The sequence below is a fragment of the Prosthecobacter sp. genome (assembly GCF_044236155.1).
In the GTDB taxonomy this organism is placed as follows: Bacteria; Verrucomicrobiota; Verrucomicrobiia; order Verrucomicrobiales; family Verrucomicrobiaceae; genus Prosthecobacter.
This window is the reverse complement of the sequence record NZ_JBIIHA010000025.1, coordinates 49,635-63,812: the sequence shown is the minus strand read 5'-3', so window position 1 is coordinate 63,812 and position 14,178 is coordinate 49,635. Positions and strand designations below refer to the sequence as shown.

10 protein-coding genes are annotated in these 14,178 nt (G+C 61.6%); 4 read left to right on the top strand and 6 right to left on the bottom strand.

Annotated features, from left to right (window positions below):
* Positions 1–92: 92 nt before the first annotated feature.
* The 5 genes from cls to ACILSE_RS18360 form a co-directional block, all read right to left on the bottom strand.
* Entirely contained in the window at positions 93–1,535 is a 1,443-nt protein-coding gene (gene cls / locus ACILSE_RS18380) for a cardiolipin synthase (RefSeq protein ID WP_395718888.1), read from the bottom strand.
* Between the two features lie 86 nt (positions 1,536–1,621).
* Positions 1,622–2,947: a nitrilase-related carbon-nitrogen hydrolase gene (locus tag ACILSE_RS18375; RefSeq protein WP_395718887.1), complete on the bottom strand. Its 1,326-nt coding sequence runs from the start codon at positions 2,945–2,947 to the stop codon at positions 1,622–1,624.
* Positions 2,948–3,049: 102 nt separating this feature from the next.
* Positions 3,050–3,226, bottom strand: coding sequence for a hypothetical protein (locus ACILSE_RS18370; RefSeq protein ID WP_395718886.1), 177 nt, complete (start codon positions 3,224–3,226; stop codon positions 3,050–3,052).
* 462 nt (positions 3,227–3,688) lie between these two features.
* Positions 3,689–4,987: a DUF1501 domain-containing protein gene (locus tag ACILSE_RS18365; RefSeq protein WP_395718885.1), complete on the bottom strand. Its 1,299-nt coding sequence runs from the start codon at positions 4,985–4,987 to the stop codon at positions 3,689–3,691.
* A 54-nt stretch (positions 4,988–5,041) separates the two neighbouring features.
* Complete coding sequence (locus tag ACILSE_RS18360; protein ID WP_395718884.1) at positions 5,042–7,219, bottom strand: DUF1549 domain-containing protein; 2,178 nt, start codon at positions 7,217–7,219, stop codon at positions 5,042–5,044.
* Positions 7,220–7,331: 112 nt separating this feature from the next.
* On the opposite strand from ACILSE_RS18360, the gene ACILSE_RS18355 reads away from it, so the two are divergent.
* Both ACILSE_RS18355 and ACILSE_RS18350 read left to right on the top strand, forming a co-directional pair.
* Positions 7,332–10,067, top strand: a complete 2,736-nt coding sequence (locus ACILSE_RS18355) for a zinc-dependent metalloprotease (RefSeq protein WP_395718883.1) — start codon at positions 7,332–7,334, stop codon at positions 10,065–10,067.
* A gap of 74 nt (positions 10,068–10,141) precedes the next feature.
* On the top strand, positions 10,142–10,405 hold the full coding sequence (locus tag ACILSE_RS18350) for a hypothetical protein (RefSeq protein WP_395718882.1): 264 nt from the start codon (positions 10,142–10,144) through the stop codon (positions 10,403–10,405).
* Between the two features lie 676 nt (positions 10,406–11,081).
* Here the strand turns inward: ACILSE_RS18350 and ACILSE_RS18345 are convergent.
* Positions 11,082–11,906: a serine/threonine-protein kinase gene (locus ACILSE_RS18345; RefSeq protein WP_395718881.1), complete on the bottom strand. Its 825-nt coding sequence runs from the start codon at positions 11,904–11,906 to the stop codon at positions 11,082–11,084.
* Between the two features lie 85 nt (positions 11,907–11,991).
* Between ACILSE_RS18345 and ACILSE_RS18340 the strand changes: the two genes are divergently transcribed.
* The gene (locus tag ACILSE_RS18340) at positions 11,992–12,780 is read left to right on the top strand and encodes an ABC transporter ATP-binding protein (RefSeq protein WP_395718880.1); all 789 of its coding nucleotides are present in this window, start codon (positions 11,992–11,994) and stop codon (positions 12,778–12,780) included.
* 172 nt (positions 12,781–12,952) lie between these two features.
* Entirely contained in the window at positions 12,953–14,155 is a 1,203-nt protein-coding gene (locus ACILSE_RS18335; protein WP_395718879.1) for an FtsW/RodA/SpoVE family cell cycle protein, read from the top strand.
* Positions 14,156–14,178: the final 23 nt, after the last annotated feature.

Below are 14,178 nucleotides of genomic sequence, written 5' to 3'. Positions count from 1 at the left end.
ATTGTGGCACGTGGCGGGGCTGGTTTCACAAGCGTCATGGCTGGTTCAAACGTCCTTCAGATACGTTTTGTTTGGCGAAAAGCTGCAATGAATCAAAGCACGGGGATGAAAAGCCGCGCGAACCCGTTGCGCAGGCGGTGCGCCAGCGGCGCCGCATCCAGCAGTTCCCGTGTGATCTCGCGGCTCGCGGCCAGCTTGGCATCCATCTCCGCGCTCAGGCGGCGGCCTAGGTCCTCGTCATGGCAGGCGAGGTTGAACTCAAAGTTCAGTCGCAGGCTGCGCGGATCCCAGTTCGTGGAGCCAAGGAAAGACCAAACCCCGTCGATCAGGAAGAACTTCGAGTGATCGAAGGGCGGCGGTGACTCGAAAATGCGGCAGCCCACCGCCAGCAGTTCGGGATACAGCGTTTGCGCCGCCCAGGCCACGAAGGGGATGTTATTCACCGCCGGCGTGAGGATCGTCACCTTCACCCCGCGGATCGCGCACAGTCGCAGCGCTGCCATCAGCACCGGGTTCGGTAAAAAATAGGGCGTGATGATCCGCACCTCCTCCCGTGCGGAATTGAGCGCCGCGAAAAAGGCCGCCGGCATCACCTCCAGATCCTCGTCAGGGCCGTCCACGATGCCGATCGAGCTGATACGGCCCGTGGCGGGCAGGTCCGGGAACCAGGCGGGGCCTTCCAGTGCTTCTCCGGTGCAGAAGGCCCAGTCCTCGGCGAAAACGCGCTGGATTTGAGCCACAACGGGGCCGCTGACCTCAAAGTGCATGTCATGCACCGGATGCGCCGGATTGCGCGACAGCATGTTCCCCTCCCGGATGTTCATTCCGCCCGTGAAGGCCGACGTGCCGTCCACCACCATGATTTTGCGGTGATTCCGCAGGTTCATCGTGATCAGGCGCAGCACGAGACGGCTCGGCATGAAGCGCCGCGCCTTCACGCCCGCCTTTTCCAGCGCCTCGATCACCGGTGGCCATGAGTAGCGCGTGCCCGCGTCGTCCACCATCACCCGCACCTCCACGCCGCGCTTCACCGCGTTCGAGAGCTCGGTCACAAAATCCGAGCCGATGCCGATCGCCTCAAAAATGTAGCTCGCCAGCGACACGCTTTGTTTGGCTCCGCGAATCGCCTCCAGCATGCGCGGCATCGCCTCATCGCCGCCATGGAGCATCGTCACCGCGTTTCCGTTCGTGAAGCAGAAGCGCGAGATGCGGTCCAGCGTGCGCGCCAGTTGCTGGTGCTCCTGCGCGCCGCAACTGTCTCCCGCGAAGGGCAGGGGATGCTCCGGCACCGGATCATGCCACGGCTCATGGATCGAGCTGCGGTAGCTGCGCGCGCGACGGCGCAGGATGTTGATGCCAAGGAAAAGATACAGCAGCGGCCCGATCAACGGTGATAGCGTGATCAGCGCCGTCCAGAACGCCGCCGAGCGATAGTCCCGGTGCCTCAGCAGCAGATGCCCCAGCGCCACCACCGCTCCCACGATGGAAACCACCGTCAGCAATCCCGTCCAGAAAGTGAGTTCAATGCCGAACATGCCGCCAGCATGCGCCGGGTCACGCCAAAGTGCAAAGGGCGGCGCGTACGGTCTTGAGGAGCCGCGGACCAAGTCGCAATCGTCTGCTATTCCCGCAGCGGCGGCGGACGATGGCTGGGGATTTGCGCCTTGAAGTCACCGAGGCTGTTCCAGTGCGCAGGCACGTTGAGATCGACCTCGGCGATGGCGACAGTGCCCCACTCGACGGCCTTGGCAAGCACGTCGCCGTAGTGATCGAAGATGCCGGAGATCATCCACTGGTGCTGGCGCTCGTCCGTGTAGGTGCTGCTCACGACATAAACGTGGTTCTCGCACGCCCGCGCCTGGGCGAGCATCGGATTGCAGCCCCACACCGGCCACGCGATGACTTCGGCGCCGTTGATGGCAAGGGCGCGCGCCACTTCGGGGAAGAAGCCGTCGTAGCAGATCATCATGCCGAGCTTGCCAAAGCGCGTGTCGAACACGGGATAGTCATGGCCGGGAGTGATGCCGGCCTCGATCTCGCTGCGTGGGAGCGTGACCTTGCGATACTTGCCGATGAGGCGGCCGTCCGGGCCGAGCAGCGCGGCGGTGTTGTAGAGCGTTTTGCCGTCGCGTTCGACGAGGCCGGCGACGATGTGGAGGTCGTGTTTTTTGGCGAGTTCACCGAAGTACTCGGTGCTGGGGCCGGGCACGGGCTCGGCGCACTCTTCCATTTTCTTGCCGGTGCCGTAGTAGGTCAGTGTCTCCGGCAGCACGACGAGCTCGGCCTTCTGCTTTGCCGCCTCGGCGATGAGCGGGGCGAACTGCGGCGGCTTTTCGGCCGGATTCTTGCCGTCCTTCGGCTGGAGATGGATCGTGGCCAGCCGCACCTTGCGCGGGGCGGGTGCGGCGACCTGCGTGAGTGAAACATCGCTCCATTCCACTCGTGCGTTTGCGGCCCACTGGAGGTAAAGCTCGATCTTCGCCTGTCTGGCGTTCACGGGCGCGCGCAGGATGCTTTCGCAATGCGCCCACTGGTTCGTTTCGCCCTCAGGAACATGGGGATACTCAGGCTCGGCACGCGGCACGGTGCCTTTGGCGTAGCCTTGCTTCGCCGGTTCCTCCCAGGTGACGGGACCGCCCTTTTCATCCTGCCAGATGACACGCGCATACACACTGCGGCGTGCGACGGGCATGGCACCGGCTTTTTTCCATGCGCTGAACTGGTAATGCTTCCCCCCTTCCACCGGCAGCGTGCGCGTCCAGCAGCCGATCCAGTGCTCACCCGCGCCAGTTTCGAGGACGAGCGCGCCTTTGCCATCATGGCCGCCGGTTTTGCTGACAGCGGCGTCCGGTTTCGCCTCGTCACGCGGCGACCATACGGACCAGCCTTCGGTGAACGCGGCCTGCGAAATGGTGACAAGACAAAGTAGAAGTGCGAGCGGCTTCATGCCCAGATAAACGGCGCTGCCCGGGCCTGTCTTGTTTCAAGCCAGCAGCCATTGAGAAAGGAGTGCGGGCAGTCGTGCTCGAAAGTGAGCGGCGACGATGCGTCACAATCCGAGATGGATGAACCGAAAAGGATGAAAGTGGCATAAGGGCACCTCTGGACAGGGGGATATTTCGAGGCGGGCTAAAACAGCGATTTGCCGATTCTCCCCCGCTTCAAAAAGGGGGGCTTCAATCGAGTCGTTTTTGAGTTTTTTGACCAGGCGGGCGTAGTGGTTCATGTTGTAAGCTAGTTTGGTGAGGCGCTTGTCCTGTGGGGCCCGTTTCAGCCCAATGCGCCGACGCAACTCGGCTCCCATCTGAGCCATTGCGCCCGAAGATCTGCTCCACTCGCACCCGCATGTGGCTGATTCTGTAATGAGTCTGCGCCTGGTACCGGGCGCAGTCGGCTAGCACAGACTAGATGGTGGAAAGCAATCCGACGCCCGGTTCCGCTTGCGGCACCGCTTCATGCCCATCTGCATCGCTAGCCTTCGTGACCAATGAAAGTCATGCGTGGAGCTTAAATAATCAAGGCGACAATACAGCCAAGCCACTGGGTCATATGCCATGTTTGGCGATTTGATGCAAACGTCCGCTGTTTGCGATGTAAAGAGCATTTGATTCGCCTATGCAGCACAGTTCCATGACGTGTTACGTTCACTTTGCATGTCCTGAAAAACAAGGCGGCCATGGTTACACTCTCAACCAAACAAGCTTGTCAGCGGCTGGCCTTTGTCGGTGACGGTAAACGGACGCTTGGTGGATGAGTAGAGCACCATGTCGAGCGGGAGTCCGAGCGCGTAGGCGATGGTGGCGTTGAAGTCGGGGACGCTGACTTTGTTTTCGGTGACTTCGATGCCTTTGTCGGTCTTGCCATAGACCTGACCGCCGGCGACGCCGCCGCCCCAGAGGACGGAGCTGAACGCCTTCGGGTAGTGGTCGCGGCCGTCGTTTTGATTGATCTTCGGCGTGCGGCCGAATTCGGACGTGAGGACGACCAGCGTGTCGTCGAGAAGTCCGCGGCGGTCCAGATCGGTGAGCAGCGCGCCGAGGCCTTTGTCGAGCTCGGCGGCGCGTTCAGGCAGGCGGGCATAGATGTCCTGATGCATGTCCCAGCCGCCAAGGGTGACTTCGACAAATTTCACGCCGTGCTCGATGAGGCGGCGCGCGAGCAGGCACCCCTGGGAGAAGTTGCCTTCACCATAGGCCGCGTGCGTTTCGGCGGATTCTTTGCTGAGGTCAAAGGCGTCGAGATCCTCGCTCTTCATGACCTTGATGGCATCTTTATAGACCTCGGCGTAGGCTTTGACGCCGTTGTAGTTGTAAGTCTGGCGGAAATTTTGATCGAGCTTGGCGGAGAGGCCGAGGCGGTAGTCAAAGTCGCTCTCGCTCAGGCTGGCGGGACGATGGCTGTTTTGCAGGCCTTTGGCAGGATCGTTGAGGATGAGCGGTTGGAAGGCAGCCTCGAAGAAACCGCCGCCGGGGTGTTTGCTGTCGCCTGTGATGATGACGGAGCCGGGCAGGTCGGCGTTGCCCTTGCCCTGGAATTTTTGCAGCCACGCGCCCATGGACGGATGCCGGGTGGCGCCGCGCATGGTGTAGCTGGTGTGCTGGAAGTAGTTCCCCTGTGCATGCGCGCCTTGCGTGGAGGTGAGGGAGTTGATGATCGCGCCACGGTGCATCATCTTCGCGGTGTTCGGCAGGTATTCGCTGACCTGCACGCCATCGGCGCTGGTGGCGATGGCCTTGGTGTTGCCCATGGTGTCCGCGCCGGGCACGACGCCGAAGGTGTCGAGGTGCGTCATGCCACCGGACATGTACAAATAGATGACGCGCTTCGCGGTGGCGGCCTGTTTGGCCTTCGAGGCGCCTTCAAACGGCGCGGCGAAGCCGCGTGGCGCAAGCGCACTCATGACGGAGACGCCGAGACAGGTCTTGGCGATGCGCTCAGTGAAAGCACGACGAGAGATTGGATCAGCAGTGTGGAGAGGCGTTTTCATGGCGTTTACGGTGTTTGGTCAGACGGGTCAGACAGGTCCGACGATGAGGGGTGTTTACTGGACGAACAGGAACTGGCTGCCGGTGATGAGAGCGTGCGTGACATCCTCGACGGCCTTGTCACCGCGCTGGGAGGCCACCTCGGCGAGCACCTTCGCCTCGTCGGCGTTTGGCTGGCGGCCAAGGAGGGCGAGGTAGAGCGTTTCGAGCTTCGCAGGCGTGTTGGCGGCTTTGCCGAGGTCTTGATTGAGCTTCGAGGCCGGGCTGCTGAGGATGTCGGCCACGGGACCATTCAACAGCGTGAGCGCCTGCGGCACGGATGCGTCGTCGGAGGCGTTCTGGATAAGCTCGCGGTCGCTCTGGCCAAAGGTGCGCAGAAAGGTACCCGGGCGCGCAGGGCTGGGCTGCTCGCTGGCGCGAGTGGCGAGGTTCACGTCCTTGTTGTTCGCGCCTTTTTGGTAGTTCTTCATGAACTCCTTGCGCTGCTCCTTGGTCATGCTGGCGAGCTGCTTGGGATCAATCTGCGGACGCTTGGTTTTCTCCGGCTGCTTGGCGTTATAACCCTGGCGCAGCTCGGCGGCGCGCTCCTCGCCGACGAGGGCCACGAGGAAGTCACGTTCGGTCGATTTGCGGAGCTGCTGGGCCGCGCGGGCGAGTTCTTTGGACTGCGCGGTGACATCAATGCCCTTGGCTTTGTCAGCGTCGAGCTTCGCCTTCATTTCATCGATCTTCTTCTGGTTCTCGGCGAGCTTGCCGGCGTTTTGTTTGGCGATCTCGACAAGGCCAGCGGCTCCCTTCGCTTTGATGGTGTTCAGGAACATCGCCAGATCGTCGAGATATTGGTGCAGGCGGGTGTTTTCCTCATCGACAGCGTCATCGACGTTGCCTTTGCTCAGCGTGACGAGCGAGTCCCAGATCTGCTCGGCGCTCATGCGGCGCAGGATGGGGCCGGTGAAATGGTAGGTCTCGCCAAGAGGCACTTCCTGCGTGGTGGCGGCGCGCTGGTAGGTGTCGGTGTTGTAAAGCACGCGGAGGAACGATTTGAGCGAATATTGCTTCTCCACCATGAGCTGCGTGAGGTAGTCCATCAGCGCGGGATTACTGGCGACGGTGCTGTCGGTCATTTCATCGACCGGCTCGATCAAACCGATGCCGAAGGCCTTTTTCCACATGCGGTTGGCGATCACCGTGGTGAAGCGCGGATTCTGCGAATCGGTCATCCAGTCGGCAAATGCCTGAATGGTGGTCTGGCCGGGCTTCAACTCAGCCTCATGGCCAAACATGACCTTGGCGGTGACCTTCTCGCCCGGCTTGCCGTCCTTATATTGATAGTCGTGCGGCAGTGTGGGCAGCTTGCCCTCCTCCCAGTTCGCGCTGGTGTAACGCAGCGGCTTCATCACGTCCTGCATGGCCTGTTTCACCTGCTTCATGTCCTCACGGCTCACCGCGGCTTCCTCAGTCTTCGCGGCGGACTTTTGCTCCGCCTGCATCTTCTTGATGTACTCGCGGCGTTGCTTCGGGTCCATGGTGGCGAGCAGTTTTTTGTCGAACTGCTGCTTCGCCTTCTCGGGCTTGGCCTCAAAGCCGCGGCTCTTCGTGTCCATGCCGCTGGTGAAGGCGGCCATGTGGTAGTAGTCCATCTGGGTCCATTTATCGAAGGGATGGTTGTGGCACTGCGCACAGACGATGCTGGTGCCGAGGAAGACCTGCACGGTGTAGGCCAGGTGGTCGAGCTTGTTCTCGTCCCGCTGCCAGAAGCCGATGCTGCCGCTGTCCCAGACGCCGCCGTCGGTGGTGAGGAGGTTGCGCACCAGTTGGTCGTAGGGCGTGTTGTTTTTGATCTGCTTTTTGAGCCACTCCTCGTAGGCCTCGGCGGTGAGACGGCCTTTGACGTTGTCGGACAGGCGCAGGATGTCGGCCCAGTAGTTGAACATGTGGCTGGTGTGGCCGTCGGAGGCCAGCAGCGTGTCGATGAGCTTCGCACGCTTCCCCGGATCGCTCGACTTCACATATGCCTGAACCTCCTCCAGCGTCGGGATGCGGCCCGCGATGTCGAGATAGAGGCGACGGACGAGCACCTCGTCGCTGGCGGGCGGATTCGGCTTCACACCGGCCTTTTCCCAGCCTTGGGCGAGGAGTTCGTCGATTTTGCGGCTTTCCGGCAACGGCGCGGCCTGAAGGGCGGCGAAACCGAGGGAGAAGACCAGCGCGGAGCTGAATCGGAGCGTGTTCATAGTCGAGAGGGCTTTCAGCCGCGGAAACGCAAGGGATGGTTAATTCTTACCATCAAATGCATGCACATGGCTCCGGTGCCGTTATGCTGATCGGCAACATCCTGCCGCCGCCATGCTTCCACGCCTTGTTCTGCTCAGCCTTTTCGCCATCTCCACCCTCCAGGCCGCCAACGAGCCGCCGAAGCCTGATCCGGCCAAACCCGAGCCCAAACCCAATCCCACCAAGCCCGAGCCGAAGCCTGAGCCCGCAAAACCGGAGCCAAAACCCGAGCCAAAACCGGAACCGAAGCCGAATCCCGGCCAGCCACAGCCCTCCCCGGCCCCGGCTCCGTCGAATCCTCCCGCACAGCCTGCCGCGCCAGCACCTCAAGTGTCCGTCCAGGCTCCCGCCGCGCAACAGAGCACCGCGAAGCCGGCCGAGGACAACAAGCCAAAGCGCAAATCGGTGGCCGACTTCACCAAAGGCTTCCAGCGCGTCGAAGGCCTGTTCCGCATGTATCTGGATGCGGAAAAAGGCGTGCCGTGGCTCTTCATCGCCAAAAATCAAATCGGCCCCGAGTTCATTTACTTCAATCACAGCGTGGACGGCCCGGTGGGCGCCGGACACAACCGTGGCCGCTACGGCGAAGAGACGATCTTCGCCCTGCGCAAGGTCTTCGACCGGGTCGAGTTCGTCGGAAAGAACACCTCGCTCCACTTTGATCCGCAAAATCCCCTCTCCAAGGCCCGCAACGCCAACATCAGCCAGGCCATCCTCGCCAGTGAAAGCATCGTGGCCGAGGACGCGGACGGCGTGCTCATCCCCGCCACGAATCTCTTCCTCCGCGAGACGCTGACGATGGTGAAGTTCGGCGGCGGCGAGCGCTCGCTGCTCGGCCGCCTCTCCGAGCCGAAGACCAAGATCATGCGCATCAACGGCTACCCGAAGAACACCGCCGTGATCGCCGAGTATGTCTTTGAAAATCCCACGCCCTCCGGCAGGCACGACAAAGACATCACCGACGCGCGCTACATCACCGTGCAGGTTCAGCACACGCTCATCGCCATGCCGGAGAACGATTTCAAGCCGCGCATGGACGACCCGCGCGTCGGTTACTTCACGCATCAGATCACCGACATGACCAGCCTCGACGCCGCGCCCTACCGCGATGTGATTCACCGCTGGAATCTCGTGAAGCAAAAGCCCGGCACACCGCTGAGCGAACCGGTGGAGCCCATCGTCTTCTGGATCGAAAACACCACGCCCATCGAGTTCCGCGACACCATCCGCGCCGCCGTCCTGAAATGGAACGAGGCGTTTGAAACCGCCGGCTTCAAGGACGCCGTCGTCGTCAAGCAGCAGCCCGATGACGCGAAGTGGGACGCGGGCGACATCGAGCACAACGTGCTGCGCTGGACCAGCAGCGTGAACCCGCCCTTCGGTGGCTACGGCCCCAGCTTTGCCAATCCGCGCACCGGCCAGATCCTCGGTGCTGACATCATGCTGGAATACAGCTACATCACGAAGCGCCTGCTCACGAAAAAGCTCTTCGACGACCTCGGCCTCGCCACGGAGCAAGCCGAGGGCGCCACCGCGTCGAACCCGCACGCCTGCATCGCCTGCAACTGCGCCCGCCAGGGCATCCAGTTCGGCCAGACGATGCTGCGCCTGCAAAAGAGCGACCGCATCGAGGTGGACCGCCTCGTCAAAGAATCGCTCTACTATCTCTGCCTCCACGAGGTCGGCCACACGCTCGGCCTGAACCACAATTTCCGCTCCAGTCACCTCCACAGCCCGGAAAACATCCACAACGCCGAGATCACGGAGAAAACCGGCCTCACCGGCTCTGTCATGGATTACCCGCCGGTGAACATCGCGCCCAAAGGCGTGAAGCAGGGCCAGTATTTCACCACGAAGCCCGGCCCCTACGACCACTGGGCCATCAACTACGGCTATAGCGAAGCTCTGGAAGATCCTATCGAGGAACAGAAGCGCCTCGAAGCCATAGCCGGCCAGTCGCACAAGCCCGAGCTCGCCTTCGCGAACGACGCCGACGACATGCGCGCCACCGGAAAGGCCATCGACCCGCGCGCCATGCTCTTCGACATGAGCAGTGATCCCATCGCCTACGGCGAGCAGCGCTGCGAGATGGTGAAGGCCGAGCTCAAGAACGTGCTCAAGGACGTCGCCGATCCCGGCAAGAGCTGGCAGGAGGTCGGGCAGGCCTACATGACGCTCACCAAGGACGCGGGCAACGCCCTCACTGCGATCTCGCGTTATGTCGGCGGCGTGTATGTCGAGCGCGCCGTGCAGGGCCAGGCGGCGGACACCCTGCCCTTCAAGCCCGTCGAGGCCGACAAGCAGCGCCGTGCCTTGCTCGCTCTGGCGAAATACGCCTTCGCGCCTGACACCCTCGCCGCTCCACCGGAGCTCTACGCCCACCTCCAGCAGCAGCGCCGCGGCTTCGACCATGGCGACGAGACCGAGGATCCAAAGCTCCACGACATGACCTTCCGCATGCAGACCTCGCTCCTCTCGCATGTCCTGCATCCGCTCACGCTCCAGCGCCTACAGGACAGCGCTCTCTACGGCAACGAAGTCTCCGTCGATGAAGTGCTCAGCACCCTGACCACCGCCATCTGCACCGGCGACGATCCCGCGAAGCCCGTCAGCACCATGCGGCAGAACTTGCAACTCGATTACATCACCCGCCTGCTGAACATCGCCCACACCGGCAGCTACTACCACGCCACGCAGAGCAGCGCGCTGCTGCAGATCGAGCGCATCCGCAACCTCACCTTTGCCAACACCCCCGCGCACCAGCTCGCCATCAAATACCGCATCCGCCGGGCCTTGGACGAGAAGTAATTCTTGCCACGGCCGGGGAGGAGCGCGGCTTAAAGGCCCCGCGTGAATCTGGCCTCGGTGCGGCGGATGCAGGCATGACAGCCCCAGGCTGCTGCGCTGAAAACGAGTGCCACGGGCAGCATGCCCGCCAGGAGCGCGGCCAGCGCCGCCAGAAAATTGCCAGCGCCCAGCACCCACAGCGGCGTGAGGCCCGGGAAACGGGGCGCAGTGAAGCCCCGGCCGAAGCGGCGGACCACGCGGTGATGCCAGGAGCGGCGGCGGTTGCCATTCACACCGCCCATCCCTCCTTCCCGACCTTCATGTCCCCCACGGGCTGGCCTGCGCGCACACCCCAGTGAATGCCAGCACGTCCCGGCCCTTTCAGCAGGCGTAAATGGAAATGTAATCGGTCAGAATTCGGCATTGATAGTCGGCACGGTTAGCAATGCTGTTCATTTAAACAGTTATTAAGGTTTTTCAAGCAACTTCCCTTTGGCTTTTTTGGCCGGGTGGTTTCGGAACGTTCGGGCTAGGTATTGATGCGACCCCGGCTGCTTGTGCATGTGACGGCTTGATGGCATGAATCGCGCGACATCATGAGGTGGGTCGCATGCCTAAAAGTTGTTTCCGAAACTCGCCCGGCACTCGCTTTGGTTGGTGACTCGGAAGAGTGATCAGGGAGAAGCGCAGTGGTGGTGGCCGTTCCGCTGGCACGTTCATTTCGAAGTAGGGTCGCTTTTTCCGTCAAATGCGTTGAGCGGGCATGAGTGAGGGGCCGCTATAAGTGTGAAAACGTTGGCTGCCAGATCGCATGCTGAAGCATCGCCAAGGTAGGTTCGGAACTGAGGAGCTATTCTGATTTTACCTTTTTCAAAATAGGCTGGCATGTCCCTCACTATTGGTTGGCGCGTGGTTTCATATCCTGTCACGCAAGGCTGTTTACATGCTCCGGTTCAGTTCGTTGAACATCGCCCCTTTCAACTTCAGTTCCTCCTCAGACCTTGTCAGGAATCATTCCATTTGCGAAAACAACGCCTAACTCAAAACACCGTTTTCATAGACCTTCAGCGCCTCTGCCACCGATGACGGACGTTCCGCCGGATGCCGGCTGGTCAGCCACTCGATCCAGCGGACGGTATGCGCGGGCAGATCGGGGCGTAGCTTGCCGAGAGGGTTCACACGATGATACAAATGCGCCACCATCACCTGCGGCTTCGTGTCACCATCAAAGGGATGAAGGTGGGTCAGCGCATAATAAAAGAGGCAGCCCAGCGCATAGATGTCAGTTCGCTCATCCACATCCGCTCGTTCAAACTGCTCCGGGGCCATGAAATGGATCGATCCATGCAAAGAGTTCCGCTTGATGTCCGCCTCGCCATCGGGCGGTGCAACGGGGCGGGCCAGGCCGAAATCGAGAATCTTCACATGGATGCCGCCACCAAGCCGCGGTGTGAGCATGATGTTTTCCGGCTTCAAATCGAGATGAATGATGCCTGCCGCGTGCGCGGCGCTCATGCCTGCAAGCACCTGCCGCACCAGTTGATCGAACTCATCGCCGCTCAAAGGAGCACGACCGAGCCGGTCCTCCAGCGTCTCGCCCTGGACCAGTTCCATGACAAGGTACCCTCCTTCTTCATCCACACCGGCTTCGAGCACCGCCACGATGTTCGGATGCTGGATCGCCGACTGCTGCCGCGCGTCGCGGATCAGCGCCTCCACCGCCGAGCCGACGTTCTGCGCCTTGTCCGCCCGGATGCGCTTCACGGCCACCTCACGGCCGAGTTGCCTGTCCCGCGCCCGGAAGACGGTGCCCAGCCCGCCCTCGGCGATCGGGGCCAGCAGTTCGTAGCGGTCGTTCATTGGGGGCGGATGCTGGCACTTTCAGGCTTTGCCGCAATGAAACTTTCGCTCGTGACGCCGGGTGTGCTAAATTCAACTCCTCCTCATGCCACTTCTCAGCGTTCAAGACCTCAAGATTCACTTTCCCGTGCGCGGGGGCTGGCTGGGCCGTGCCACCGATGTCATCAAGGCCGTGGACAAGGTCAGCTTTGAGGTCGAGGAGGGCAGCACCGTCGGTCTCGTCGGCGAAAGCGGCAGCGGGAAGTCCACCGTGGCCCGTGCCTTGCTGAAGCTCATTCCCGCGACCGAAGGAACCGTCACTTACGCGGGTCGTGACATTCTCGCGATGAGCGAGAAGGAGTTCCGTCCGCTGCGCAAAGAGATGCAGATGGTCTTCCAGGACCCCATCGGCTCGCTCAATCCGCGCATGACCGTCGAGTCCATCCTCGCCGAGCCGCAGGAGATTCACTTCAAGGAGAAAACGCGTGAGGAACGCCGCGACGTCTCCGTCGCGCTTCTGAAAAAAGTCGGCCTGCCGGAGGATGCGCTGCAACGCTACCCGCATGAGTTCAGCGGCGGTCAGCGCCAGCGCATCGGCATCGCCCGCGCCCTCGCCGTGCGGCCGAAATTTCTCATCTGTGACGAGCCCGTCAGCGCGCTCGACGTGAGCGTGCAGGCGCAGATCCTGAATCTGCTCAAGGACATCCAGCAGGAATTCAATCTCACGCTGCTCTTCATCGCGCATGATCTCGCTGTTGTCCGCCACATGAGCGACCGCATTGTTGTCATGCATCATGGCAAAATCGTCGAGCAGGGACCCGCTGACCAGGTCTGCGAGCATCCGCGCCACGACTACACTCAGAGGCTGCTCGATGCGGTGCCGGTGCTCATGTAGCGGCGCGAAGCGTGCTGCGGCACTGGCAAATGACGAATTTCAAAGAACGAATGACGAATCAAATCCCAAATCCGAACTCCAAATCCCGAATGCTCCTCATTCGTCATTCCGCATTCTGATTTCGTCATTCGGACGCTCTCATATACCGCTCTGACTCCCTTCCGCTGCCTCCATGACACCGCTTTTCAAAAAATTCCTCGGCATGAACTGGTTCATCGTGCTGAACATCGCCGGGCTCGTCGTCTTCGGCGTTTATGCCATCTTCAATGCCTCCGCGCACAAGGAGGAGGCCGAGTTCGCCCTCAAATGGCGCGACCAGATCCGCTGGGTCATGCTCGGCCTGCCGTTCTTCTTCGCCGCATCGCTCATCGACTACAAATGGGTGCGCTGGGCCTGCCTGCCCATGTATCTCGGCGGCATCGGCGGCCTGGTGGCCGTGCTGCTCATCGGCGTCGAGATTGGCGGGAACAAGGCATGGATTCGCGTCGGCGGCCAGATGGTTCAGCCTTCGCAGTTCGCCATCATGTCCGGCATCTTGATCCTCGCCGTCATCTTTGGCGAGCTGCCGCGTCTGCATCCCATGTTCCGCCGTCCGTGGCTTCGCATCATGCTCGCCGGCATGCTCGCCGGTGTGCCCGCCATCATGGTCATCAAGGAGGACTTGGGCTCCGGCCTCGTGTGGGGGCCGGTCTTCCTCTCCATGATGCTCGTCGGCAGCATTCCGTTCCGCTATTTGATCACGCTGTTGCTCGGCGTCATCAGCGTCGTGCCGCTGGTGTATGTCTTCGCCCTCAAGCCCTACCAGCAGGCCCGCATAAACTCCACTTGGTACATGGTCACCAACCAGATGGACAAGGTGGACCTGCAAAACGAGGGCTGGGTGGCCAAGCACCTCCAGATCGCCGTCTCCACCGGCGGATTGGAAGGGAAGGGGCCCGAATCGAAGAAGGTGCCCGACCAGGCGTCCATCCACCGCACCTTCTTCCCGCACGAGTCCATCAATGACTTCATCTTCGGCGTCATCGCCGAGGAGTTCGGCTTCCGCGGCTCCGTCCTCGTGCTCTCCGGCATGCTGCTGCTGCTCCTGCAGAGCGTCTTCGTCGCCTTCTGCGCGCGAGACCAGCTCGGGCGGCTCATCGTCGTCGGCGTCATCGCCATGTTCTTCGTCCACACCTTTCAGAATGCCGGCATGAACCTCGTCATGCTCCCCGTCATCGGCCTGCCCATGCCCTTTGTGAGTTACGGCGGCACCTTCGTCATCGTCACCCTCTTCCTCATGGGCATGGTCCAGAGCGTCTGGGTCCACCGCAACATCTCCGCCGTGAAGAAAAAGCGCCCGGTGAACTCCGTGCGGGATGACGACGATGACGAATAGAAAAGGAGCAGGCCGTCACGCCT

Excerpts from the sequence above, each read along its gene's own strand:
- ACILSE_RS18365 (WP_395718885.1), bottom strand. The coding sequence starts at position 4,987 with ATGAAAACGCCTCTCCACACTGCTGATCCAATCTCTCGTCGTGCTTTC.
- ACILSE_RS18360 (WP_395718884.1), bottom strand. The coding sequence starts at position 7,219 with ATGAACACGCTCCGATTCAGCTCCGCGCTGGTCTTCTCCCTCGGTTTC.
- ACILSE_RS18370 (WP_395718886.1), bottom strand. The coding sequence starts at position 3,226 with ATGAACCACTACGCCCGCCTGGTCAAAAAACTCAAAAACGACTCGATT.
- cls (WP_395718888.1), bottom strand. The coding sequence starts at position 1,535 with ATGTTCGGCATTGAACTCACTTTCTGGACGGGATTGCTGACGGTGGTT.
- ACILSE_RS18375 (WP_395718887.1), bottom strand. The coding sequence starts at position 2,947 with ATGAAGCCGCTCGCACTTCTACTTTGTCTTGTCACCATTTCGCAGGCC.
- ACILSE_RS18350 (WP_395718882.1), top strand. The coding sequence starts at position 10,142 with ATGACAGCCCCAGGCTGCTGCGCTGAAAACGAGTGCCACGGGCAGCAT.
- ACILSE_RS18335 (WP_395718879.1), top strand. The coding sequence starts at position 12,953 with ATGACACCGCTTTTCAAAAAATTCCTCGGCATGAACTGGTTCATCGTG.
- ACILSE_RS18340 (WP_395718880.1), top strand. The coding sequence starts at position 11,992 with ATGCCACTTCTCAGCGTTCAAGACCTCAAGATTCACTTTCCCGTGCGC.
- ACILSE_RS18355 (WP_395718883.1), top strand. The coding sequence starts at position 7,332 with ATGCTTCCACGCCTTGTTCTGCTCAGCCTTTTCGCCATCTCCACCCTC.
- ACILSE_RS18345 (WP_395718881.1), bottom strand. The coding sequence starts at position 11,906 with ATGAACGACCGCTACGAACTGCTGGCCCCGATCGCCGAGGGCGGGCTG.